This window comes from Sphingomonas sp. IC081 (genome assembly GCF_006874585.1).
In the GTDB taxonomy this organism is placed as follows: domain Bacteria; phylum Pseudomonadota; class Alphaproteobacteria; order Sphingomonadales; family Sphingomonadaceae; genus Novosphingobium.
Map to the genome: position 1 here is coordinate 657,769 of NZ_CP029762.1, position 24,358 is coordinate 682,126.

The window sequence follows — 24,358 nt, forward strand, 5'->3', positions numbered from 1 at the left end:
GTTAGGTTCCTTTAGGGTATCGTTCTGTGCGTTTAGGGTCAGGCGATCCCGCGACCCTCGATCTTCACCACCGGCACCGTGCCGAGCCCTTGCGGCAAGTCGATTTCCATCGCCTCCGCCCCCTGCCGGAACGGCACCGCACCGCCGCCGAGCAGCGTGACGCGCGCCACCTGTCCCTTGCCCGCCTGCGCCATCGCGCGGCGGCCCAGCGCCTTTACGGAGAGCGGCTTCCTCGGCGCCGCCAGCGCAAACAGGTAGAGCGCGCCGTCCTTCACCGTGAAGCGCACGTCGCCCTCGACAAAGCCCTTGAATCCGCCCTCATTCTGCATGCCCACCGAAAGCACCGTCGGCCCCTCGCCATAGGTGTGCCAGGGCCGCGATCCGAACACGGCCTCACCGTTCACCGCCATCCAGCGGGCGAGGTCGTCGAGGATCTTCTCCTCCTCGCTATCGATGGTGCCGTCACCGCGCTGGGGGATCGAGAGCAGCAGGTTGCCGTTCTTCGAGATCACATCGGCCAGCCGCTGGAGCACGCCCTGCGCCCCGACATAGCTCTTCTGCGTAAAGCGATCGCGGTTGTAGAACCAGTCGCCGATGCAGGTGTCTGTCTGCCAGGGCTCGTCCCAGAGATGGTCGGTAAAGCCGCGCTCCACGTCCTGCACCAGCCCGAAGCGGGCGTAGGACTTCAGCTGCTTGGCGGTGAGCACCACGTCGATCTTGCCGTGCCATTCGATCGAGCGGTTGTAGTAGTCCGCCGCCGCCGCAAGGCCGTACTGCCCGAAAGGCAGTTCGTAGTTGTCGAAATAGCAGAAATCCGGGCGATACTTGGCTACGAGGTCCATCTGGCGCAGCAGCCACTGGCGCGCGAAAGTCTCGTCCCCCGGCGGCGCGGTTTCGAGCCACTGGCCGTCGTTCCTGTCGTGCCATTCGTTCATCGCCGCGATGGAATCGATGCCGTCGGGAGCGACCATGTGGCGGCCGGTATAGAGTTCCTGCGGGTCGAGGCCTTCCCACCACTTGCCCGCGCCATCGGCCTTGGTGAGGCGATAGGCGTCATAACGCTCGCCCTTGCGCGGGCCCTCGGGATCGTAGGCATAGGCCGGCTGATACCAGTGCCAGGCGTGCGAGATATGGTTGGAAACGCCGAATTTCAGCCCGGCTGCCCGCGCGGCCTTCTCCCATGTGCCGACGACATCGCGGCCCGGCCCCACGCGCTTGGAGTTCCAGGCGTGGTGCGAACTGTCGAAACAGTCGAGATTGTCGTGATGGCAGGCGAGCGAGACGAAGTACTTCGCGCCCGCCTTCACATAGCGCTGCATCAGCGCCTCCGGATCCCAGCTTTCCGCCTTCCAGCGGTTCTGGATCTCCATCATGCCGGTATCGGCCGGATGGCCGTAAGTCTTCAGGTGGTGTTCGTACATCGGATGCCCCTGCATGTAGAGGAAGCGTCCGTACCAATCGCCCTGCTCGGGCACCGCCTGCGGGCCCCAGTGCGACCAGATGCCGAACTTGGCATCGCGGAACCAGTCGGGATAGCGATAGTGCTCGACCAGCGAGGCCCAGCTGGCCTGCACCGGCCCGGCAGCCGCGCCCGTCGAGCCAGCAGCCGCGGCAAGCGGCCGTGCTGCGGCCCCTGCGGCAAGGGCGCCCGCCAGAAAGCGGCGACGATCCGGCCTCAGCCCCTTCACGGGGTGCACCTGCTGCGAAGGAGTGCGCCGGCCATCGTTTTAGATCCTCTTCCTGGTCCCGTTGAAATCTTGCCTGGCTATTGTTTGGAAAATGCCCGGATGGGCATTTTCGGCGCGGTACCGGCCCACTCCCCCGCCCGACCACCCATCACGGTACGCTCGTGGGTGGTCGGGTGCGGGAGTGGGCCGGTGCCGCAAAATTCGCCTTCAGCGAATTTTCAAACAAACCCTCAGCGCTTGGGGCGCTTCACCTGCAGCGCCTTGCCGGTCCAGCGCACTTCGCTGTCGAAGCCGTTCTGGTCGGTGACGGCGGTGCCGGGGACGATCCACTTGATCCGCACGGTGCGGGCCTGCGGCATGCCGGCATAACCCTTGCCCTCACGCGCGCCGATGGTGACGGTGCCGGTGGCATCGTCATAGCGCACCGGCATGCGCTCCCAGGCGCCGGTGCGGTACTGCTCCGAGCGGCCATCGTCGTTGTAGACCGAGAACGAACCGTCCGCGCCGGTGTAGACGACCAGCGTCACCGGGGCATCGGGCTTCTGGTCGGTGTACTGCATGACCGGGCCCATCGGCACGATCGAGCCCGCCCGCACGAACAGCGGCATGCGTTCGGCCGGGGCCGGAACGGTGGCGCTGCTGCCGCCCTGATAGGCCTTGCCGCTGGCAAAGTCGTACCAGGTCAGGCCCGCATCGCCGGGGAAATAGACCTCACGCTCGCGCGCCTTGTAGGTGGTGACCGGGGCGACCAGGAAAGCCTTGCCGAACAGGAACTGGTCATTGGCCTTGCGGGCCTTCGCATCGTTCGGGAAGTCCATCACGAGGCCGCGCATGATCGAACCGTCGTTCTGGTAGGTGTCCGCGCCCAGCGTGTAGATGTAGGGCATCAGGCGGTAGCGCAGCTCGTCATACCACACCATCGAGGCGCGCATGGGCGAGCCTTCGGGCGAGATTTCGTAGATCTCGCGCCAGGGCTGCTCGCCATGGCTGCGGAACAGCGGGCTGAAGGCGCCGAACTGGAACCAGCGCAGGTTCAGTTCGCGCCACTCGTCGAGGTCCGCCGCCTTGGGCTTTTCGGCGGCAAAGCGCGGTTCGACCGAGAAGCCGCCAATGTCGTGCGTCCAGTTCGGCAGGCCCGACATCGCGGTGTTCACGCCGGCAGAGATCTGCGCGTGCAGATCGTACCAGCGCGTCGCCACGTCGCCCGACCACACCGCCGCGCCGTAGCGCTGGAGGCCGCCAAAGCCCGAGCGGGTCAAGAGGAACGGACGCACGTCCGGCTTGAAGGCGCGCCAGCCGTCGAAGAACGAGCGCGCGTTCATCAGCGGGTAGGAGTTGAAGAACTCCGCCGCCGGGCCCATCGCCGTCGGGCCCATGGTATCGATGCGCTTGTCGATCGACAGGTTCGAATGCATGTCGGGCTCGCTGGCGTCCGCCCACCAGGCGTCGAAGCCGAACTTGGCGATGCGGTCTTCCACCTGGCGCCAGAAGATCTGGCGGCCCTTGGCCGAGTAGGGATCGTAGAAGGTATTCGCGTAACCGACGCCGACCCAGTCCTTGTTACCCTGACGCAGATTGCCGTGATAGATCGCGCCCGCCGCATCCAGTTCCTTGAACGTGTCGGTGGTCGGATAGAACTTGGGCCAGACCGAGATCATGATGTTGGCGTGATCGCCGTGCACCATGTCCACCATCGCCTTGGGATCGGGGAAACGGCTGGGATCGAACTTGTGGCTACCCCAGGAATCGTCGGTCCAGTAGCGCCAGTCGAGCACGATATTGTCGAGCGGATACTGACGCTTGCGGTACTCGGCGACGACGCCTTCCAGTTCCTTCGCGGTGTCATAGCGCTGGCGCGACTGCCAGAAGCCATAGACCCACTTGGGCATCATTTCCGACTTGCCGGTCAGCTGGCGATAGCCCGCCACCGCGCCGTCCATGTCGCCGCCGGCGATGAACCAGTAGTCCTTGTCACGCGCGACCTCGCTGGTGAACCAGACCGAATGGCGGTCCGCCTCGGGCAGCGGATCGTTGTGGAGCAGCGCCATGTAGCCCGCGTTGGGGTCCCATTCGATGCGGATGTGCGCGGGCTTGCCCGCCGTCATCGGCACTTCGAAATTGGCGTACCAGGGGTTCCAGTTCTGGCGCCAGCGGTCGAGCTTCAGCTCCCCGTCGACATAGACCTTGTAATAGCTCGATCCGTAGAGCTGGAACTTGTGGGTGCCGGTCTTGTCGGGCTGGAGATCGCCTTCCCACACCACCTTCTGCGTCTGCACGGCATTGCCGGCGGTGTTCTGGCCCTGCTCCGAGGCGACGGTCCTGGCCTTGGCGGCTTCCGGCCACTTCGCCTGATCGTCGAGGTACTGGTAGTCGATCGAGGTTTCCTGGCGCTCCACCGCCAGCTTGTCGTCAAGGTAATAGCGCGCGGTGAAGCCGGGCTTGCCGCCGCTCGTCACCTTCATGCCGGTCTTGTCGCCAACCAGCGTATAGGGCGCCGGGTTACCGAAACGCGTGATGCTCTCGTTATCCCAGAGCAGGCCGTAGCCCTTGCTGGAGACGACAAACGGAATGCCGATGTCCATGTTGTGCTGGGCGAGCTCGACGTCCTCGCCGTTGAAGTCCATCACCGCCTGCTGGTGCTGGCCAAGGCCGTAGAGCCCCTCGCCCGTGCCGCGGTTGAACTGCTGCGAAACGGTGACGTAAGGGGTGCCGTCCGCCCTGGTCTGGGTGAAGACGGTGGAGGCCGTCTCGCCCAGCAGTTCCTTGCCGGCCGCGTCGAGGAAGCGCACCTGGCCACTGGCGAGGTCGATGTCGGCGGTTGCCTTGGCCGCCTTGACCTGCACGTGGCCGCCGCTCTGGCTGACCGTGTACTTGCCCGAGGCCGGGGGATTGGGCGCCATCAGGCTGGCGCTGGCGGCCGGGGCCTGCAGGCCGCGCGGATGGGCGACGACGTGGAAGATGCCGTCACCGTGCAGCGTCACCTCGACGCGGTCCGAAGGGCCGCTCTGCGGCGTCACCGCCACGCCGCCGGGCACGTTCTCCACGCCGCCGTCGGCCGCCAGTGCCACGGCCGGGATCAGGCCGATTGCCGAACCTGCAAGCAGCGCGGCCATTGTGAATTGCTTCATGTTAAGATCCTCTGCCAGTTCAGGCGATTACTTGGAAGAATAGAAACCGGTGGTGATCTTGAGCACTTGCGGCCGGTCGATCAGGTTGATGCCGTAGTCGGTCTGGTCGCCGTTCCAGACCCGCGTGGTTACCCACTTGCCGTCCTTGAACGTGCCTTCCTCCACGGCGACGATCACGCCGTTGCTCTCCCCCTTCGCGGGCGAGAAATTGACGCGGACGTGATCGCCCATGACGAGGTATTCGGTGTCCGAAAGCTGGGCCACGGCCACGCCGCCGACCGGCTGATCGGCCCAGGGCGCGGGCTTGGTGGGGATCCAGGTCCAGTCCTTCTGGCCGAACTGCCACTGGCCCCAGTCGGCCGAAATCTTCCACTTGCCCATTACCGTTTCGCGCACCGCGCCGTCGTCCGGCTTGGCGGCGCCCCAGGTGGGACGGTCATAGGCGATCTTCGCCCAGTCGCTGGCGATCGGCGCCAGCGCGCCATAGGGCAATGCGAAAGCGGCCAAGGTCTCCTTGTCCAGCGCGGTCGCGCCGAGCGGGTAGTTGAAGTAGCCGGTGTCATCCATGCCGAAAGGCGCAAAACCGATGCCGCCGCGCCCGATGGTGGGCCAGAAGAAGCGCGCGAATTCCTTCGCATTGCCGATTTCCGGCACCATCAGCGCATTGTCCGGGCGGGCATACTTGTCGAGGTACTGGACGGCGTTGGCGCTGTTGCGATCGTAGATGTCGGGCGCGGCGAAGTCGATCGCCGGAGCGGCGGCCTTCCAGATGTCCAGCACGTCCCACTGCGGACCGCCGCTGGCGACGCCGGTGGGATCGGGCACGTTCGACGGCCCGGCGAGCGAGGCGTTGACGTACATCGGCAGCGGCTTCACCGCCTTGCCCGCCTCTGCCAGGGCATTGACGAACTGGGCGACGTACCAAGTGTTGAACGCGCGCGGGGCCTGCTTGCCGAAGGCGGCGTCCCACGAACCGGACTTGCCGACCTTCTTCGCCAGCGCGGCCGGGATCGGCTTGGCGAAGAGCGCGTTCGCCTCTGCCGAAAAGTCGCGCGGCACGCGGTAGGAGCCGGTCTCGTTCTCGGGCTGGACCATGATCACGGTGTTCTGCCGGTCATGATCGCGCAAGTATTCCATCACCTTCACGAAGGCGCGGCGGTCCGCCGCCATGGTGCTTTGCGACAGCGGCGTCAGCACGTAGTGGTCCGAACCGTCCGGCGCCTTCATCCGGGGAAAGCGCTTGTTGTCCAGCTTCACCCACGACGGCGTATAGCTCGGGCTGGTGTTCTTCCAGGTGCCGAACCACAGCAGCACCACCCGCTTGTCATGGGCGCGGGCGGCGTCGAGCAGGTTCTGCAGGTAAGTGAAATCGAACTTGCCCTCGACCGGCTCCACCTGCTCCCAGGCCACCGGGATTTCCAGCGTATTGGCGTGCATCGCATCGAGCACCGGCCAGACCGCATCGAGCATCGCGGGATAGTTGCTGGAATTGTTCGCCTGCGCACCCAGCATCAGGAACGGCTTGCCGTCGACGATCAGCGCGTGGCGGCCGTTCTTGCTTTCAAGGCGCGGCACTTGCGTGGCGGCATCCTGCGCCTGAACCGGCGCGGCCACGCCGATGGCAGCCGCGAGCATGAGCGATGCGATGAAATCCTTGCTTTTCATTCCGTCCCCTCCGCAGGCCCTGTCTTGGGATCGCCATAGACGATCCCCCGGCCATCGGTTCCTATGTAGATGCGCCCGAACTGCCGCGGGTCGCCTGAAATCACGCGGATGCGCAGGCCCCATTGGTGGGCCTCGTCATTGATCCGCTGCCATGTCGTGCCGCCGTCGATGGAGCGCCAGACCGCGCGCAGCCCGCCCAGCGTGCCCAGCGCAAAGAGCGCGGCATCCTTGCGCCCCGGCGCAGCCTTGCCAAGCCCGTAGCGCTCGATGGTGATGGCCTGCCCGGTGCGCTGCCAGCTGTCCCCGAAGTCGGCCGAACGATAGAGCGCGCCGCCCAGATTGAGCCACAAGGCCCCGGCGCGGTTCGGATCGGCGAGGATCGGCGCGGGCGCTTCGCGGTTGGCGCTGTGGGCCGCGGAAAGGTCTGCGGGCAGGCCCTTGCCTGCGAGCGCGTGGAACCGGGCACCGCCATCGTCGCTGCGCACCACGCGGTTGCTTGCGAAGTCGATGGCGTAAAAGCGCTTGGCGTCCTGCTTGTCAGACGTGACGCGGGTGCGGCTGGGCAATCCGCCCACCACCTGCCATGTCGCGCCGCGATTCCGGGTCAGGCGGGGCTGGTCGGTCTCGACAAGGAAGGCCGTGCCATCGGCCGAGACGGTGATCGCGGCATTACCGGTCTCCTCCGGCAGCGGCGTGCCATCGCCGTGCGGCGCGCCCTTGGGCACGTGCAGCGGGCTCCACGTCGCGCCGCCATCGGCCGACCATGCCAGCGAGGTATCGGGCACCACCCGTGCATGGGTATTGCCGCTGCGCACCATCACCAGCGGCGCGCGGCCGCCGTAATCGAGCGTGTTGGTGTTCGACAGGAACGGGTTGATATGCTGATGCGCGGGCGAGACGGTGAAGTCGTCATGGCGGAAGCCGCCGATGTCGCCGAAACCCGAAACCAGATGCGCGCCGCCGGTGGGGCTGACCAGCGTGATGATCGCGGTCTGCTCGATCCCGCCCGTCCACGGCGCCCATTGCATGGTGCCGCTCTTCTGCAGTTCACCCGTCGCATAGACCGTCGCGCCGGTGACATAGGCCGCGTGGTTCGCGTCGAAGGGATCGATGGCCAGACCCGCGATCCAGTGCCCGAAGTTCGCCTTGCCGCCGAAATCGAGGAAGGGCGTCGCCGAAACGTCGCGCACCGAACGCCTCCAGAGTTCGTCCCAATGCGCCCCGCCGTCATGGCTGAGCCAGACGGTATCGACCGGATTGCCCCGGTCCACGGTGCTGACCGCGATGGTCTGCGGATCGCTCGCGGCTACCGCCACGCCCATGTAGCCGCCGACGGGAGCCTGCGGCCCCCCTATAGGCATGACTTTCGGCGTGACATCGCGCCATGCCCCGCGCGCCGGGTCAAACCGCCAGACCGCGCCGCGCGTGATGCCGTTGGGGCCGATGCCGTCGCAATAGGTGATCGTCAGCAGGCCGTCGCTGCCGATGACGGCCTTGACCGGCAGCATGTCGGCCGCCGGACCGCCGGCAACCGCGCTCCATGTCTTGCCGCCATCGTCGGAGCGCAGCAGGTGGCGCTCGCCCGGATCGGCACTGCCCACGAAGACGCGGCCGCGCACATTGGCGTCGAAGACCACGAACGACAGCCCGCCATGCGTCTCGCGCCGATTGGTCGGCAGGCCCAGCCCGGCAAGCGGGAAGCCATCCAGCTTGCGCCAGTTCGCCCCGGCATCGTCGCTGGCCCAAAGGCCCTGATGGCGCGATCCGAACAACAGGCGGCCATGTGCGAAGGGATCGATGGCAAGCCGCTCGCCCAGCCCGCGTCCGTTCTCGTTGCCGCCCATCGCAAAGGGCACCCGCGTTTCCCGCCAGGTCTTGCCATAGTCGGTGGAACGGAAGATCGCGGCAGGCGCCGACCAGTTCATGCCGGCGGCAAGGTAGACCGTCCCGGCATCGACGGGATCGGCAGCAATGCTCTCGATGCCCATGAAGCTGCTTTCGGACACGCGATCCTGCAGCGGCACCCACTGCCTTGCGGCCGCATCCCAGCGATAGGCCCCGCCCATGTCGCTACGCAGCCAGGCCAGACCGCGCTCGACCGGGCTGAAAACGATGCCGGGCGTGAACCCGCCGCCGCCCACGCGCACGCTACGCCAGTCGTAGGCTACCGCGACTCTTGGCGAAGAAACGATTCCAGAAGTCGGACTGGAGTCTGCGGACACGGGCACGGCGCCTGCAGCAAGCCCTGCCGCAATCGCCATTGTGAGCGCCACAAATGACGCGCCCCTTGCCCCGCTGATGCTCACGACCTCCCCTTTTTCCTCTCGCTTCCAAACCAGCGGGCGACGGCTTCCTTGACCCGTCTTGACGTTGCGCTGCTCGTCGTAGATAACGCTAACACACCTGGAGAGGAATAGCGGTGACAAAAAATAATGGTTCGGTTGCAAATCGCGGCCTGCCCGAAGACTGGCGTGACGGAATCTTCCTGGGACGCATCGAGACCGCCGAAGGTCCGACCCCGATCCTGATTCGCGGCGGCCAGGTTTTCGACATGGCCCGCGTCGCCCCCACCACCTCGGCCCTGATCGCCCTCGATGCCCGCAGCGGCGGCGAACTCATGGGCGGCATCGAAGTGCTGGAAACCGCACATCTGCTGAGCCCGGTCGATCTCCAGTGCGTCAAGGCCTGCGGCGTGACCTTTGCCGTCTCCGCGCTGGAGCGCGTGATCGAGGAACGTGCGCGCGGCGATCATACCGTGGCTGCCGAGATCCGCAGCAAGATCGAAGCGGTGCTGGGCGGTTCGGTCCGCTCCACCGTGCCCGGCTCGGCCGAAGCTGACGCCCTCAAGCAGACCCTGATCGACGAAGGCATGTGGTCGCAGTACCTCGAAGTGGCCATCGGCCCCGACGCCGAAGTCTTCACCAAGTGCCCCGTGCTGGCCTCGGTCGGCCACGATGCGCCGGTCGGCGTGCGTTCGGATTCGGGCTGGAACAACCCTGAGCCGGAAGTGGTGCTGATCGCCGGCCCCGACGGCAAGGCAGCAGGCGCGACGCTCGGCAACGACGTCAACTTGCGCGACTTCGAAGGGCGCTCGGCGCTGCTGCTGGGCAAGGCCAAGGACAACAACGCGTCCTGTTCGCTCGGCCCGTTCATCCGCCTGTTCGACGATGGCTTCTCCATGGAAGACGTGCGCACGGCGGACGTTGCCATGACCATCGAGGGCGAGGACGGCTATGTCCTCGAAGGCCACAGCACGATGCGCGAAATCAGCCGCGATCCCGAGGACCTGCTCCGCCAGTCGATGAGCGAGCACCAGTACCCGGACGGTTTCGCGCTGTTCTGCGGCACGCTGTTCGCCCCCACCCAGGACCGCGACGAACCGGGCCGCGGCTTCACCCACAAGGTGGGCGATACCGTCACCATCACCAGCGCTCGTCTCGGCACACTGGTGAACCCGGTCACCACTTCGGCCGAGGCCGCACCGTGGACCTTCGGGATCGGCGAACTCTTTTCCAATCTGGCGCGCCGCGGCCTGCTGGCGGCATGACGGACCATAACAGAACCATGCTCACTCAGACTTCCTCGGGCGGCCTCACCGCCATCTACCCCGAACTTCAGGATCGCCGCGTCATCATCACCGGCGGCGCCACCGGCATCGGCGCGGGCCTTGTCGAAGGCTTTGTCGCGCAGGGCGCGCAAGTGGTCTTTGTCGACATCCAGGATGCCGAAGGCGAGGCACTGGCCGCACGCCTGGCGCAAAGCGCACGCCACGCGCCGGTCTACCGCCATCTCGATCTTGTCGACATCGACAGCGTGCGCGAAACGATCGCCGCGATCGTCGCGGAGTTCGGCGGCATCGACGTGCTGGTCAACAACGCCGCCAACGACGACCGCCACCAGATCGCCGACGTCACGCCAGCGTTCTGGGAAGAGCGCATGAACGTGAACCTGCGCCACCTGTTCTTTGCCGCCCAGGCCGTGGCGCCGGCGATGCGCGAGGCCGGCGGCGGCGTGATCGTCAACTTCGGCTCGATCTCCTGGCATCTCGCCCTGCCCGACCTGGTGCTCTACCAGACCACCAAGGCGGCGATTTCCGGCCTGACCCGCAGCCTGGCCCGCGATCTCGGCGGCGACAACATCCGCGTGAACACCATCGTTCCCGGCAACGTGAAGACCCCGCGTCAGGAAAAATGGTACACCCCCGAAGGCGAGGCCGAAATCATGGCCGCGCAGTGCCTACCGGGACGCATCGTGCCGCAGGACGTGGCCGCGCTGGTGCTGTTCCTGAGCTCCGATGGCGCGCGCATGTGCACCGGCCACGACTACTTCGTCGACGCCGGCTGGCGCTGATCGCCATGCAGGCTGAACATCTCCTTTCGGTCGGCGCCGAACTGGGCGAAGGCCCGGTGTGGATCGACGGCGCCCTGTGGTTCGTCGACATCAAGCGCAACACCGTGTTCCGCTTCGATCCCGCGACGCGCGATCTGGCAAACTGGCCCGCTCCCGAGCATGTCGGCTGGGTGCTTCCCTCTGCGAAAGGCGGCCTGATCGCAGGTCTCCGGAGCGGCCCGCACCGCTTCCTGCCAGAATCCGGCACGTTCGAGCGGATCGCCCACATCCAGGCCGACTTGCCCGACAACCGCCTGAACGACGCCGCCATCGATGCCGGGGGCCGCATCTGGTTCGGCACGATGGACAACCTTGAGGAAAGCGAGACCGGCAAGGTCTTCGTGCTCGACAACGGCGCCGTGCACGAGGCCGGGCTCGCTGCGGTCACGATCACCAATGGTCCGGCAATCTCGCCCTGCGGATCGCATGTCTACCATGTCGACACGCTGGCCCGGAAGGTCATCCGTCACGCGATCACGGAAGACGGCATGGCCGATGCGGGCACGCTGTTCCTCGACTTCAACGGCGAAGACCGTGCCGACTGGGGCTATCCCGACGGCGCGATCTGCGATGCCGAAGGCGGCGTCTGGCTGGGTTTCTATGCCGGCAGCACCGCGCGGCGGTTCGCCCCGGACGGCACCCTGACCGACGAAGTGCGCTTCCCGGTCTCCAACGTCACCAAGATCGCGCTTGGCGGCAACGACGGGCGCACCGCTTTCGCCACCAGCGCGCGGCAGGGCCTTTCGGAAGAACAGCTTGCCAGCCAGCCACTTGCAGGCGATCTTTTCACTTTCCGTACGGCCGTCCCGGCCGCGCCGCCTCGCAAGGCGAACACCTGAATTCAACCGGGCCCAGCCATAGACAACAGCAGGCGGGCCCCCGGGAAAGGACATCCTGATGGACAGGATCGATATCAACAAGCGCCTGGTCGCGCTCGTCGTCGCGGTCGCGACGATCGGCGGCTTCATGTTCGGCTACGATTCCGGCGTCATCAACGGCACCCAGAACGGCCTCGAAGCCGCCTTTGCGCTGGGCCGCCTGGGCATCGGCGTCAACGTCGGCGCGATTCTTGTCGGCTCCTCCATCGGCGCCTTCATCGCCGGACGCCTGTCCGACCTCATCGGCCGCCGCGGCACGATGATGCTGGCCGCCGTGCTGTTCCTGGTTTCCGCGCTGCTGGCAGGCGCAGCCGGCTCTTCGGCGATCTTCATCATCGCACGGATCATCGGCGGTCTTGGCGTTGGCGCTGCCAGCGTCACGTCACCGGTCTACATCTCGGAAATGACCCCGGCGAACCTGCGCGGGCGTCTTTCGAGCGTGCAGCAGGTAATGATCATCTCCGGCCTCACCGGTGCCTTTGTCGCCAACTTCGTGCTGGCGCGCTGGGCCGGCGGGTCGACCGCGAGCCTCTGGCTGAACTTCCCCGCCTGGCGCTGGATGTTCTGGCTCCAGGCCATTCCCGCCGCGATCTATCTCGTGGCCCTGCTCTCGATCCCGGAAAGCCCCCGCTACCTCGTCGCGCGCGGCCGCAAGGATGAGGCGCACGCAGTGCTGACGCGCCTGTTCGGCGAGGCGCAGGCCACCCGCAAGGTGGCCGAAATCAACGCCTCGCTCGCCGCCGACCATCACCGCCCGCGCCTGTCGGACCTCGTCGAAAAGACCACCGGCAAGATCCGCCCGATCCTGTGGGTGGGCATCGGCATTGCCGTGTTCCAGCAGCTGGTCGGCATCAACGTGGTGTTCTACTACGGTGCGACGCTGTGGCAGGCAGTCGGCTTTACCGAAGACAATGCGCTGCAGATCAACATCCTGTCCGGTGCGCTATCGATCGGCGCCTGCCTTGCCGCGATCGCGCTGATCGACAGGATCGGCCGCAAGCCGCTGCTGCTGATCGGTTCGGCGGGCATGGCGGTGACGCTCGGCCTTGTCGCCTGGGCTTTCTCCACCGCCGTTCCCGGCGCCGACGGCGCGCTTGCCCTGCCCGGCCATTCGGGCCTGATCGCGCTGATTTCGGCCAATGCCTATGTCGTGTTCTTCAACATGAGCTGGGGCCCGGTCATGTGGGTCATGCTGGGTGAGATGTTCCCCAACCAGATCCGCGGCTCTGCGCTTGCCGTTGCCGGTTTTGCGCAGTGGATTGCCAACGCCGCGATCTCGGTGAGCTTCCCCTCGCTCGCAGAACGCCCGGGCCTGGCGGTGACGTACGTGTTCTACGCCCTGGCCGCCGCCGTCTCGTTCTTCTTTGTGCGGGCCACCGTCACCGAGACGCGCGGGCGCGAGCTTGAGGACATGGAAGGATGAACAGCACCGGGGTGGTCCTGAGCGCAGGCGACTGGCGCCTCGTCCTCGATCCCCTTCATGGCGGCATGGTCCGCGCCCTCACCCGGCGCGGACAGGACATCCTGCGGCCGATGCCCGAAGGCGCCGAGGCGCCTTTCGACAGCGCCTGCTTCCCGCTCGCCCCTTACGCCAACCGTATCGCGGGCGGACGCTTCACCTGGCGAGGCCAGTCCCATGCGCTGGCGCCCAACGCGCCGGGGCAGAAGCATCCGCTGCACGGCACCGCATGGCTTGGCACCTGGTCGGTGGAAACCGGAGCAGCAGACCGCGCCACCCTGCTCCACCACCATGCCGCCGGGCCTGACTGGAACTGGGCCTTCACCCTGCGCCAGCATTTCCGGCTTACCGCCGAGGGCCTCGAAGCGCGCCTGGAACTGACCAATACCGATGACAATGCGATGCCTGCAGGCCTCGGCTTCCACCCCTGGTTCACCCGCCGGGGCGTGAGCGCGATCGCCTTTACCGCCAAGGCCGTCTGGCTGGCCGATGCCGAGATGCTGCCCACCGTGCGGGCCACGGCGGATACGCTGGGCGACTGGAAACAGGGCGCCGCCCTTGAGCGTCCCGACCTTGTCGATCACTGCTATGCCGGTTGGGCGGGGCAGCTGCGCATCGAGCGCGGCGACGGCGACATCGTGCTCGAGGGCGAGGACACCCCGTACTTGCACCTCTACGTGCCGCCGGGGCAGGACTTTTTCTGCGCCGAACCGCAGAGCACGATGCCCGACGCCGTCAACCGCGAGGCCCCGGCACCGCTGCTCCCCGGCGAGACCCGTACCGTCACGATGCGAATCCGCAGCGCCTGAGGCCGCCGCTCTGCCCCCTCGCGCGAGGGGGCGGATCAGTTGCCCAGGGACGGGCGCAGGACGGGGCGGCGGCGCGGGGCGGCGTCGGACTGACGGCGCACCAGCTTGTACTCGATCTCGATCCGCTGGTCGCCGATCTCGGCCTTGCGCTTGTTGCGCAGCATCGTGACCAGAAGTTCCACCGCGCGGCGGCTCATCTCGACGATGGGCTGCTGGATCGTGGTGAGTTCGGGCCAGATCGTGGTTGCCAGCGCCACGTCGTCGAAACCGCAGACGGTCAGGTCGCCCGGCACGTCCAGCCCGCGGCGATGGGCGATCGCCACGGTGGCGGCGGCCATGTCGTCGTTGCTGGCAAAGATGGCCGAAGGCTGGTCCTCGAGCGACAGCAGTTCCTCGGCCGCATCCAGCCCCGAACGATAGGTGAAATAGCCCTGGGCAACGAGCGCCGGATCAAAGGCGATGCCCGCTTCTGCCAGAGCCTCGCGGTAACCTTCGAGACGCGCGCCGCTCGCGGAAAGATCCGGGTGGCCGAGAATGAAGCCGATCCGGCGATGACCGAGGTCGATCAGATGCCCGGTCATCTCCCGCGCGGCGCTGCGGTCATCGATCATGATCGTGGCGATGCCCTCGTGCGGCTCGGCGGTGGTCACCGCCACGGTCGGCATGTTGGCCTTGCGCAGCACCGAGAGCACTTCCATCGCCTCGTTGAGCGGCGGCGGCAGGATCACGCCGTGGATGCCGCCCGCGACCATGCGCTCGGCCACTTGCGCCAGATCCTCCCCGTCCTCGACCTTCTGCACGATGATCTGAACATCGGACCGTCCGGCTTCCTCGAGGCTGCCGACGATAAAGGCGCTGAGGAACGCCTCGGACGGGTTCGAATAGAGCAGCCCGAGCCGCAGTTGCGAGGCCCCGGCAAGACTGCGCGCCGCGCGATTCGGAGCGTAGTTGAGCTGCGCGATCGCCGCGTTGACGGCATCGCGGGTGGCCTGGCGCACTTTGGGCTCGGAATTGATGACGCGCGAAACCGTCATCATCGACACGCCCGCAAGCGCGGCCACGTCGGCAATCGTCGGGGCCCCGGTTTGGCGGGATTTCGAGCTGCGGCGTTTGCGCTCACTGTCGGACATGACCGTCCTGTAGCACGACTTTCAATCCTGCAAAGCGCCTGCGTGACGCAAACCGGAAAAACCGCGGGAACGGTTTATGGTAGCGCAATCATCATGGATCGCCTAGACAGGGCCCATTGGGAAATATCGAGGATGTCATGAAGCGTATTCACCGCGTGTTGCAGACTGTTGTCCTGGCTTCGTGCGCCTCCATGGCGCTGGCCCAGGCTGAAACGCCCAAGGCGCCCACCCCGACCCCGGTCCATCCCGAGCTGTGGCCTGCGGCAAAGAGCCCCGGACTCGTCGATGCCAGGACCGAAGCCCGCATCACCGCGATCATCGCGCGCATGAGCCTGCGCGAGAAGATCGGCCAGATGATCCAGGCCGACACCGCCTCGATCAAGCCGGAAGATCTCAAGCAATACCCTCTCGGCTCGATCCTTGCGGGCGGCAATTCGCCGCCGATCGGCGCGCCGGATCGCTCGCCTGCCTCGGCCTGGGTTGCCACGTCGCGCGCCTTCAATGCGGTTGCGCTGGAGAAGCGCGCCGGGCACGAGCCGATCCCGATCATGTTCGGCATCGATGCCGTGCACGGCAACAGCAATGTCGTGGGCGCCACGCTGTTCCCGCACAACAGCGCGCTGGGCGCCATGCATGACCCCGCGCTGATGCGCGAGATCGGCAAGGCCACCGCCGCCGAAACCGCCGCCTCCGGCATCGACTGGGCTTTCGGGCCGACCCTTGCCGTCCCGCAGGACGACCGGTGGGGCCGCGCCTACGAAGGCTACTCGGAAGACCCCACCCTTGTCGCCGCCTATGCAGGGCCCATGGTCGAGGGCCTCCAGGGCGCGCCCGGCACCCGGACCACCATCCAGGCAGGCCGCGTGGCCGCCAGCGTCAAGCATTTCCTCGGTGACGGCGGCACCCACGACGGCATCGACCAGGGCGACACCCGCGTCGACGAGGCGACGCTGATCCGCATCCACGACGCCGGTTATCCCGCCGCCGTCAACGCCGGCACCATGACCGTCATGGCCTCGTTCTCCAGCTGGAACGGCACCAAGATGCACGGCAACAAGGCGCTGCTCACCGATGTCCTGAAGGGCCGCATGGGCTTCGATGGCTTTGTGGTGGGCGACTGGAACGGCCACGGCCAGATCCCCGGCTGCACCAACACCGATTGCCCGGCGACCTTCAACGCGGGGCTCGACATGGCCATGGCGCCGGACAGCTGGAAGGGCCTGTTCGATTCGACCCTCGCCGCGGCCAAGGCGGGAACGATCCCGATGAGCCGCATCGACGATGCCGTGCGCCGCATCCTGCGCGTGAAGATGAAGCTCGGCCTGTTCGACGCCGCGCGTCCGTTCGAGGGCAAGCCCGAGGAAATGGGCTCCGCCGCGCATCGCGCCGTTGCCCGCCAGGCCGTGCGCGAGAGCCTTGTCCTGCTCAAGAACGAGGGTGTGCTGCCGATCAAGAGCAGCGCCACCGTGCTTGTCGCCGGCGACGCCGCGGACGACATCGGCCGCCAGTCCGGCGGCTGGACGCTCTCATGGCAGGGTGACGGCAACACCAATGCCGATTTCCCCGGCGCCACCTCGATCTATACCGGCATCGCCGATGCCCTGAAGGCCGGCGGCGGCAAGGCCGTGCTTTCGCCCGACGGCAGCTTTACAACAAAACCCGACGTCGCCGTGGTCGTCTTCGGCGAGGAACCTTATGCCGAACTGCGGGGCGATATCCGCTCGCTGGAATTCCAGCCCGGCAACAAGAAGTCGCTGGCGCTGCTGAAGAAGCTGAAGGCCGCCGGCATCCCGACGGTGGCGGTGTTCCTCTCCGGCCGCCCGCTCTGGGTCAATCCGGAACTCAATGCCTCCGACGCCTTCGTGGCCGCCTGGTTCCCGGGCTCAGAAGGCAACGGCGTGGCCGACGTGCTGGTCGGCGGCAAGACCGACTTCCGCGGCACCCTGTCTTTCTCCTGGCCCAAGACGGCGGCCCAGTTCAATCTCAACAAGGGTCAGGCGGGTTACGATCCGCTGTTCGCGCTGGGCTATGGCCTGACCTATGCCAAGGGCGGTCATGTCGGCGTCCTTGGAGAGGAGCCGGGCATCGACGCTTCGGCCTCCAATTCCAGCCTGTTCGTGGTTGACGGCATCGTTGCCAAGCCGTTCCGCCTCGAGACCGGCGCCGGCGTCACCCAGAAGCTGGTCGACAGTGCCAACCGGCAGGAAGGCGCGATCCAGTTGGCCTTTGCGCCCACCGGGAAGGCCTCGGTGCTCGGCCCCAACCTCACGCTGGAGCGCGAGGCCAACGCCGACATGAACGTCGAGGTGGTCTACCGCGTCGACAAGGCAGCAACGGGGCCGGTCACGCTGGCGCTGGGCTCCGGCCCGGTCCGGATCGACACCGCGCTGGCACAGCCGGGCAAGTGGGCCTCGCTGCGCATTCCCTTGAAGTGCTTCGGCAATCACGGCACTTATCTGGGCGGCATCAGCCAGCCCTTCACCCTGAGCGCAAGCACGCCGTTCACCATCACGATTTCCGACTTGCGCATCGCCACCGATCCGGCCGGTGCCGTCTGCCCCCAGTAATCAAGGAAGCCTCGTCGTGAACAACAAACCCTCGACTTCGCGCCGCGCCCTTCTGGGCGGAATAGCCGCTGCCGGCATGGCGGCGGCGATGACCTCCGGCAAGGCCATGGCCGGGCCGACCGCCATCGGCTATTCCGGCCCCTCGCTTCCGCTCTGGCCCGGCAAGGCCCCCGGCGCACCAGCCAAGCTGCCCGTCCGCAAGATTCAGCAGCAGAGCAAGGACGCGGCCTGGGATGACCGCTGGGTCACCGGCATCGCCGCCCCCAGCCTCGAAGTGCGCCAGCCCGCCTATCGTGACGGCTCGGCGGTGATCCTCTTGCCGGGCGGCGGATACGGCTTCCTCGCCTGGGACAACGAGGGGGAGGAACAGGCCCGCTGGCTCACCGCGCGCGGCGTCACCTGCTTCATCCTCTCCTACCGCCTCCCCTGCGAGGGCTGGGCGAACCGCGAAACCGTGCCGCTGCAGGACGCTCAGCGCGCGGTGCGACTGGTGCGGTCGCGTGCCGCCGAATTCGGCATTGACCCCAAGCGCGTGGCCGTGCTCGGTTTTTCCGCCGGCGGCCACCTTGCCGGGTCGATCGCCACTCGGTTCGACGAGCAGGTCTACGCGCCTGTCGACAAGGCCGACACGCTTTCGGCCCGCCCTGACCTTGCCGGCCTGATCTATCCGGTGGTCAGCCTTTCGCAGCCCTTCACCCACGGCGGCTCACGCGACAATCTGCTCGGCCAGAACGCAAGCGAGGCCCTGCGCCAGGCCGGTTCGGTCGAAAACCGGGTGACCGCGGACACCCCGCCGGTCTTCCTCACCGCCTCGAGCGACGACGGCCTCGTCCCCATCGGCAACAGCATGGCCATGTACACGGCCATGCTTGCCAAGCAGCGCCCGGTCGAGTTCCACGGCTTCGACAAGGGCGGGCATGGCTTTGGCGCCCGGCTCGGCAACGATACCCCCGCCCACGCCTGGCCGGACCTGTTCCACGCCTACGGCAAGCGCCACGGGGTCTTCACCGCATGAAGGCCCCGAAGGCCCCCCTTGCCCTGTTGCTGCCCGCGGCCGTGCTGCTGATCGGCGCTGGCGAACCGCAACATTACCAGTCCAGCCCCGAGCGCCGCACCGTTACCGACACGCGCGACTGGGGGCCATGGGCGGGTCCGTTCCGCGAAAAGCTGGTACCCTCGATGATGCAGGACTTCGGCGAGCGCTATCTCTACGCACCCGCCAATGCGGCATTGAAGCCCGCGACCAAGGGGGACGATCGTGTCGTTTTCCTGGGCGATTCGATCACCGACATGTGGGACCTCGGCCGGTACTTCCCCGGCAAGGCTTACGTGAACCGCGGCATCGGCGCCCAGGTCACCGCACAGATGCTGGTGCGCTTCCAGCAGGACGTCGTGGCCCTGCAGCCCCGCGCAGTGGTGATCCTGGGCGGCGTCAACGACGTTTCGGGCTTCCTCCAGATGGAGAGCGAAGACGGCATCGTCGCCAATATCGAAGCCATGGCCGACATCGCCGATCGCCATGGCATCCGCGTGGTGCTCTGCTCGATCCTGCCGGTCACCAACACGCCCACGGCGGACTACGTCATCCGCGAGCGCAAACCGGATGAACTGCGCCGCATCAACACGCGGCTTCAGGCGCTGGCAAAGGCGCGCGGCTACGCCTTTGCCGACTACTATTCGGCGCTGGCGGACAAGCAGGGCCTGATGGATCAGCGCTTTACCAAGGACGGCGTCCACCCCCTGGCCGAGGGTTACGCCCGGATGGCACCCATCGCAAAAGTCGCAATCGAACGGACGCTAAGTCGCAAATAACGGCAACGCCGGCCACGGCTGACGGGCGTTCGCCCGACACAGTGAAGCAAAATCGACACAGTTTGCCGCAAGATGTTAGCGGTCAACAAATCGCATGTTGCGCCATTATTACGCCGATGGTAGTGGCAATCCTCATAGCGACGGCAAATCTGTCAAAGAATCGCCGCAAAGCTAGATGTAATACGAAGTGATAGCGCTATCACCATGTTGCAGCGCAATATCACATGGGACCGGAGGGGACACAGTTATGGCGTTTTTCACACAGATTCGTCGCGGAATCGCGACTCTTGATCGTCGCAGCGCGCTGGGTTTGAGCGTTTCCGCCACAGCGCTGTTCGCATGTGCAGCACCGACTGCGGCCTTTGCGCAAGACGATGCCGCGCAGGCGCCGACCACTGCCGAGGCCGACGCCATCGTCGTCACCGGTCGCCGCGCCGCGCTTCAGTCCGCCGATGATCGCAAGAAGAACGCGATCTCCATCGTCGACTCGGTCGTTGCCGACGATGCCGGCAAGTTGCCGGACAACTCGATCACCGAAGTCCTGCAACGCGTCCCCGGCGTTACGATCGTCCGCTTCCAGTCGCTGAACGACCCCGACCACTATTCGGCCGAAGGCTCCGGCATTCAGGTTCGTGGCATGTCCGGCGTCGCCTCGCGCCTCAATGGCCGCGACATCTTCAGCGCCAATGGCGGTCGCTCGCTTCAATTCAGCGACGTCACCCCCGAACTGATGCAGGCCGTGGACGTCTACAAGTCGTCGACCGCCGACCAGATCGAAGGCGGTACCGGCGGCGCGGTCGACCTGCGCACCAAGCTGCCGTTCGACTATGGCTACGGCCTGCACTTCGCTGGCAGCGCGGACCTCAGCATGGGCGATCTGTCCCAGAAGTCGGACTATTCCGCCTCGGGCCTGGTCGCCGGCAAGTTCAACACCGGCATCGGCGATCTCGGCTTCGTCTTCGACTACGCGCACAGCCAGCTGTCGACGAAGTCGCAGTTCGTGCGCATGGAGGAGTTTTACCGGACCAATATCCAGGGCAACGACTACTTCATTCCGGGCGGCTACACCTACGGCGAGGAAAACTACCAGCGCAAGCGCGACGGTATCTACGGTGCCGTGCAGTGGTCGCCGACCCAGGACCTGACGCTAACCGGCATCTACTTCCAGTCGAAGTACAGCAACACCGACTTCGAGTACGGCTCGTTCGTCACCTCGCAGAGCCTCGCAGTCGATCCGTCGCAAAGCCAGTTCAACGAGAATGGCGGCCTGATTTCCTCGCCGGCCGTATTCCAGCGTGACCCGGCGACCGGCCTGCCGACCGGCGCACCGATTTCGAGCGGCGGCACTTCCGCGTTCTGGAAGGGCAAGAACAAGACCGAAGACATTTCGGGCTCGTTGAACTGGAAGCCGGCAAACCTGCCGATCACCGTCCAGGCCTCGTACCAGCACACCAAGTCCACCGCCTCGGTTGACCGTATCTCGGTGTTCCGTACCGTCAACTTCCCGACCAGCTACGGGCTCGACCTGAGCGGCAGCCTGCCGCAGATCTCGGTACCCGACAGCACCCAAGCCGCGCTGCTCGACCCTGCCAATTACGCATGGCAGGCGGTGATGCCCCACAACAACGACAACGCAGGCAAGATGGACTCCGCACAGGCGGACCTCACCTATGACGTCGGTGAAGGCTTCTTCAAGGCCGTCAAGGTCGGCGGACGCTGGGCGAAGCGGACCGAGCGTGACCTCGATAACGGCTACGCGTGGTCGGCACTGGGCCAGGGCTGGAACGGCTCGCCGGTGGTGTCGTTTGCCGACGGGCGTTCGGGCGACTACGAATCGCACGTGTTCAAGGACTTCTTCCGCGGCGATATCCAACTGCCCGGAACGCAGTACTTCCCTGCCATCGACTTCATCCGCAACACCAGCGTACAGGGCTTCTTCGACCTGTACGGCGGTTCGCCGGGTCGTACGCCCGGGTTCATCCTGCCGGGCGACCAGACCAACTACTCGACCAAGACACTGGCCGGTTACGCCATGGTCAACTTCGGCACCAACTGGGGTGAATCCGAACTGACCGGTAACCTCGGCGTGCGCGTGGTGAACGTGAAGAACCAGAGCACGGGTTACTTCCAGCAGACCTCGACGCAGTTCGAACGCGACGGTGTGATCTATACGGTCGCCAATACTGCGGAAATCCGCAGTGCCGGTGCAGAATACACCCGTGTCCTGCCCGCCGTGAACGTGACGTATGCCCCCGTGGAATCGGTCAAGGTTCGCGCCGCATACAACATCACGATGGACAACGCCTCGTTCTACGACCTGCGCGCATCGGGAACCCTGGGGGTCAACACGATCGCCGGTTCGGGTGGTAATGGCGCTCCCAATACCTTCGCCAACTACACCACCACCAGCGGCGATCCGACGCTGAAACCGACGATGTCGAACAACTTCGACCTGTCGCTCGAATGGTATCCCAAGCCCGGGACGACGCTGCACATCGCCGGCTTCTACAAGAGCATCAAGGACCTCGTCGTCTTTGGCGCCGCCCAGCGCGCCATCACGGTTCAGTTCGCCGACGGCACATCGGAACAGGCGCTCGCCACGACCAACGATGCCCACACCTCGGATGAAACCGCAACGGTCAAGGGCATCGAACTCGGCGGCCGCACGTTCTTCGACCAGCTTCCCGGCTGGCTCGCAGGCTTCGGCGTTGAAGCGAACTACACCTTCATCGACAGCAAGAACCCCGGCGACCTCTACTTCGACATCGACGGCGTGAAGCGTAACGACGTGCCCTTGAAGGGCCTGTCGAAGCACAACGTGAACGCCGCGCTCCTTTACGAAAAGGACCCGTTCTCGCTGCGCATCGCCTACAGCTGGCGCTCGCGCTATCTGCAGTCGACCACGGCAAGCGGCACGAACAACAGCTACGTCTATACTGACGCTTCGGGTGCTACCACCAGCGTTGCAACCAACCTGCCGGTCTATGGCGCCAGCTACGGCACCCTGGATGCCGGCATCACCTTCCGCGTGAACGACCATTTCAACTTCCAGCTTCAGGCCCAGAACATCCTGAACGCCACGCAGAAGACCGTGATGGGCGGCTACCCCGGCGGCGAACTTTACGGACGCAGCTGGTTCCAGAGCGACCGTCGCTACCGAATGGGCATCAACGTCACGTTCTGATAAAAGAAACATCGGGCGGGCCAAACGGTCCGCCCGATCCACATCGGGGAGCGTGTGGTTTCATGGATGCCAAGGTGAAGCGGATTCTCGTGGTAGGCGGCGGTACGGCTGGCTGGCTTACGGCCGGTTATCTCGCCAAGATGCTGGGGGCCGATCTGCCCGGCGGGATCTCCATCACACTCGTCGAATCCCCCGACATCGGGATCATCGGAGTAGGCGAAGGCACGTTCCCTACCATTCGCCGCACGCTGGAGCGTATCGGCGTCCGTGAAAAGGACCTGCTTCGCCGCTGCGAAGCGACCTTCAAGCAAGGCGTGAAGTTCGTCGACTGGCTGCACCCCGCCGGTCATGGCGGTGCCGACAATTATCTTCACGGCTTCCAGGAAGCGGACGATCGCAAGGGAGGGCCGGAATACCTGCCCTACTGGCTATTGGGCGAAGCCGGCGACATGCCCTGGGATGAGGCCAGCACACCTCAGAAACGCGCGGTCGACGCACTGCGTGCGCCCAAGTTGGCCAATCATCCCGAATATGCCGGGGTACTTAACTACGCGTTCCATTTCGATGCCGGGGCGCTGGCGTTGCTGCTTCGTGACCAGGGCATCGCCAACGGTGTTCTGCACATTGCCGATACCGTGCAGGAAGTGCTCTGCACCGAGGACGGCGCCATCGCGGGTGTGCGCACTCAAGCGCACGGGGTGCTGGAAGCCGACCTCTTTATCGATTGCTCCGGTTTCCGAGCCGAACTGATCGGCAAGGCATTGGGGCAGAAGTGGAAAAGCTGCACCGACGTGCTGTTCTGCGACAGCGCGATTGCCGCGCAGGTGCCTTACGACACGCCGACCACCCCGATCCAGTCCTGCACTCTTTCCACAGCCCGTGATGCCGGCTGGATCTGGGACATCGGCCTCCAGACCCGGCGAGGCACTGGCTATGTCTTCTCCTCTGCCCATTGCGATCCGGAAACGGCAGAACGAACCCTGCGCAGCTATCTTGGCACGCACGGCGAAACCGCCTCAACGCGGCGCCTGCAGTTCAATGCCGGATATCGCGAAGTCAACTGGTACAAGAACTGCGTCGCGGTCGGACTTTCCAGCGGGTTTTTCGAACCTCTGGAGGCAACGGGCATCGTCTTTGCGGAAATCGCTGCAGGTGCGATTGCCAACCTGTTCCCCTGGGCAGGCGACTATGAGACTTCGGCGCGCCAGTTCAATAGGGGCATGCTCGAACGGTACGAACGCGCCCGTGATTTCCTCAAGCTTCACTACAGCCTGACACAGCGCCGGGACACCGATTTCTGGCGCGACAACGTGCGGGCTGAAACGGTTCCGGACAGCCTGAACGAACTGCTCGACCGATGGCGTCACCGGCCGCCGAACGAGAAGGACTTCAACCCCAACGTCGACATCTTCCCCGCCACCAGTTGGCAATGCATCCTCTACGGGATGGGCTGGAAGACCGATCTGTCGGCAAAGGCCGGAATCATGCGCCTGAGGCCCGAAGCCCGCGAAGCCTTCGAGCAAGTGCGGCGTCAGAGCGAATATGCCGTAACGAACCTGCCCGGCAATCGCGAACTCACTCGCCAGATGCTCGCACCGCAACCGGGATCAACGATCCAGGCCTTTGCCGGGATCCGCGCGTAGCCTCGC

At 65.8% G+C, this 24,358-nt stretch carries 15 protein-coding genes; 10 read left to right on the forward strand and 5 right to left on the reverse strand.

The features are described from left to right. Positions 1–38: 38 nt before the first annotated feature. From DM450_RS21110 to DM450_RS21125, 4 genes are all read right to left on the reverse strand, one after another. Positions 39–1,688, reverse strand: coding sequence for an alpha-L-fucosidase (locus DM450_RS21110; RefSeq protein ID WP_260610468.1), 1,650 nt, complete (start codon positions 1,686–1,688; stop codon positions 39–41). A gap of 230 nt (positions 1,689–1,918) precedes the next feature. Next, complete coding sequence (locus DM450_RS21115) at positions 1,919–4,816, reverse strand: TIM-barrel domain-containing protein (protein ID WP_142638858.1); 2,898 nt, start codon at positions 4,814–4,816, stop codon at positions 1,919–1,921. 27 nt (positions 4,817–4,843) lie between these two features. After that, complete coding sequence (locus DM450_RS21120; protein ID WP_142638860.1) at positions 4,844–6,481, reverse strand: DUF5597 domain-containing protein; 1,638 nt, start codon at positions 6,479–6,481, stop codon at positions 4,844–4,846. Then, positions 6,478–8,703 carry a hypothetical protein gene (locus DM450_RS21125; RefSeq protein ID WP_260610469.1) on the reverse strand — a complete coding sequence of 742 codons (2,226 nt, stop codon included), beginning with the start codon at positions 8,701–8,703 and terminating at the stop codon, positions 6,478–6,480. Before DM450_RS21125 ends, DM450_RS21120 begins: the two co-directional genes overlap by 4 nt. Before the next feature lie 197 nt (positions 8,704–8,900). On the opposite strand from DM450_RS21125, the gene DM450_RS21130 reads away from it, so the two are divergent. From DM450_RS21130 to DM450_RS21150, 5 genes are read left to right on the forward strand one after another with little or no spacing between them, the layout of a single operon-like run. Further along, positions 8,901–10,028: a fumarylacetoacetate hydrolase family protein gene (locus tag DM450_RS21130; RefSeq protein WP_260610470.1), complete on the forward strand. Its 1,128-nt coding sequence runs from the start codon at positions 8,901–8,903 to the stop codon at positions 10,026–10,028. A 17-nt stretch (positions 10,029–10,045) separates the two neighbouring features. Then, a complete protein-coding gene (locus DM450_RS21135) occupies positions 10,046–10,831 on the forward strand; it encodes an SDR family NAD(P)-dependent oxidoreductase (RefSeq protein WP_142638864.1) in 786 nt (261 codons plus the stop codon). A 5-nt stretch (positions 10,832–10,836) separates the two neighbouring features. Next, on the forward strand, positions 10,837–11,709 hold the full coding sequence (locus DM450_RS21140) for an SMP-30/gluconolactonase/LRE family protein (RefSeq protein ID WP_142638866.1): 873 nt from the start codon (positions 10,837–10,839) through the stop codon (positions 11,707–11,709). Between the two features lie 58 nt (positions 11,710–11,767). Continuing rightward, the gene (locus tag DM450_RS21145; protein WP_142638868.1) at positions 11,768–13,171 is read left to right on the forward strand and encodes a sugar porter family MFS transporter; all 1,404 of its coding nucleotides are present in this window, start codon (positions 11,768–11,770) and stop codon (positions 13,169–13,171) included. Beyond that, positions 13,168–14,016, forward strand: a complete 849-nt coding sequence (locus DM450_RS21150; protein WP_142638871.1) for an aldose 1-epimerase — start codon at positions 13,168–13,170, stop codon at positions 14,014–14,016. Before DM450_RS21145 ends, DM450_RS21150 begins: the two co-directional genes overlap by 4 nt. Positions 14,017–14,051: 35 nt before the next feature. On the opposite strand, the gene DM450_RS21155 is transcribed toward DM450_RS21150, so the two are convergent. Then, the gene (locus DM450_RS21155; RefSeq protein ID WP_142638885.1) at positions 14,052–15,146 is read right to left on the reverse strand and encodes a LacI family DNA-binding transcriptional regulator; all 1,095 of its coding nucleotides are present in this window, start codon (positions 15,144–15,146) and stop codon (positions 14,052–14,054) included. 137 nt (positions 15,147–15,283) lie between these two features. Between DM450_RS21155 and DM450_RS21160 the strand changes: the two genes are divergently transcribed. The 5 genes from DM450_RS21160 (at position 15,284) to DM450_RS21180 (ending at position 24,352) form a co-directional block, all read left to right on the forward strand. After that, positions 15,284–17,713, forward strand: a complete 2,430-nt coding sequence (locus DM450_RS21160) for a glycoside hydrolase family 3 protein (protein WP_142638887.1) — start codon at positions 15,284–15,286, stop codon at positions 17,711–17,713. 76 nt (positions 17,714–17,789) lie between these two features. After that, on the forward strand, positions 17,790–18,728 hold the full coding sequence (locus tag DM450_RS21165) for an alpha/beta hydrolase (protein ID WP_142639478.1): 939 nt from the start codon (positions 17,790–17,792) through the stop codon (positions 18,726–18,728). Then, positions 18,725–19,525 carry a GDSL-type esterase/lipase family protein gene (locus tag DM450_RS21170; RefSeq protein ID WP_142638889.1) on the forward strand — a complete coding sequence of 267 codons (801 nt, stop codon included), beginning with the start codon at positions 18,725–18,727 and terminating at the stop codon, positions 19,523–19,525. The genes DM450_RS21165 and DM450_RS21170 overlap by 4 nt, the downstream gene beginning before the upstream one ends. A 247-nt stretch (positions 19,526–19,772) precedes the next feature. Further along, entirely contained in the window at positions 19,773–22,709 is a 2,937-nt protein-coding gene (locus DM450_RS21175; RefSeq protein ID WP_142638891.1) for a TonB-dependent receptor, read from the forward strand. A gap of 62 nt (positions 22,710–22,771) precedes the next feature. After that, positions 22,772–24,352 carry a tryptophan halogenase family protein gene (locus tag DM450_RS21180; protein WP_142638893.1) on the forward strand — a complete coding sequence of 527 codons (1,581 nt, stop codon included), beginning with the start codon at positions 22,772–22,774 and terminating at the stop codon, positions 24,350–24,352. Positions 24,353–24,358 lie beyond the last annotated feature (6 nt).

Excerpts from the sequence above, each read along its gene's own strand:
- DM450_RS21160 (WP_142638887.1), top strand. The coding sequence starts at position 15,284 with ATGAAGCGTATTCACCGCGTGTTGCAGACTGTTGTCCTGGCTTCGTGC.
- DM450_RS21180 (WP_142638893.1), top strand. The coding sequence starts at position 22,772 with ATGGATGCCAAGGTGAAGCGGATTCTCGTGGTAGGCGGCGGTACGGCT.
- DM450_RS21155 (WP_142638885.1), bottom strand. The coding sequence starts at position 15,146 with ATGTCCGACAGTGAGCGCAAACGCCGCAGCTCGAAATCCCGCCAAACC.
- DM450_RS21175 (WP_142638891.1), top strand. The coding sequence starts at position 19,773 with ATGGCGTTTTTCACACAGATTCGTCGCGGAATCGCGACTCTTGATCGT.
- DM450_RS21140 (WP_142638866.1), top strand. The coding sequence starts at position 10,837 with ATGCAGGCTGAACATCTCCTTTCGGTCGGCGCCGAACTGGGCGAAGGC.
- DM450_RS21170 (WP_142638889.1), top strand. The coding sequence starts at position 18,725 with ATGAAGGCCCCGAAGGCCCCCCTTGCCCTGTTGCTGCCCGCGGCCGTG.
- DM450_RS21165 (WP_142639478.1), top strand. The coding sequence starts at position 17,790 with ATGGCGGCGGCGATGACCTCCGGCAAGGCCATGGCCGGGCCGACCGCC.
- DM450_RS21145 (WP_142638868.1), top strand. The coding sequence starts at position 11,768 with ATGGACAGGATCGATATCAACAAGCGCCTGGTCGCGCTCGTCGTCGCG.
- DM450_RS21120 (WP_142638860.1), bottom strand. The coding sequence starts at position 6,481 with ATGAAAAGCAAGGATTTCATCGCATCGCTCATGCTCGCGGCTGCCATC.
- DM450_RS21115 (WP_142638858.1), bottom strand. The coding sequence starts at position 4,816 with ATGAAGCAATTCACAATGGCCGCGCTGCTTGCAGGTTCGGCAATCGGC.
- DM450_RS21135 (WP_142638864.1), top strand. The coding sequence starts at position 10,046 with ATGCTCACTCAGACTTCCTCGGGCGGCCTCACCGCCATCTACCCCGAA.
- DM450_RS21150 (WP_142638871.1), top strand. The coding sequence starts at position 13,168 with ATGAACAGCACCGGGGTGGTCCTGAGCGCAGGCGACTGGCGCCTCGTC.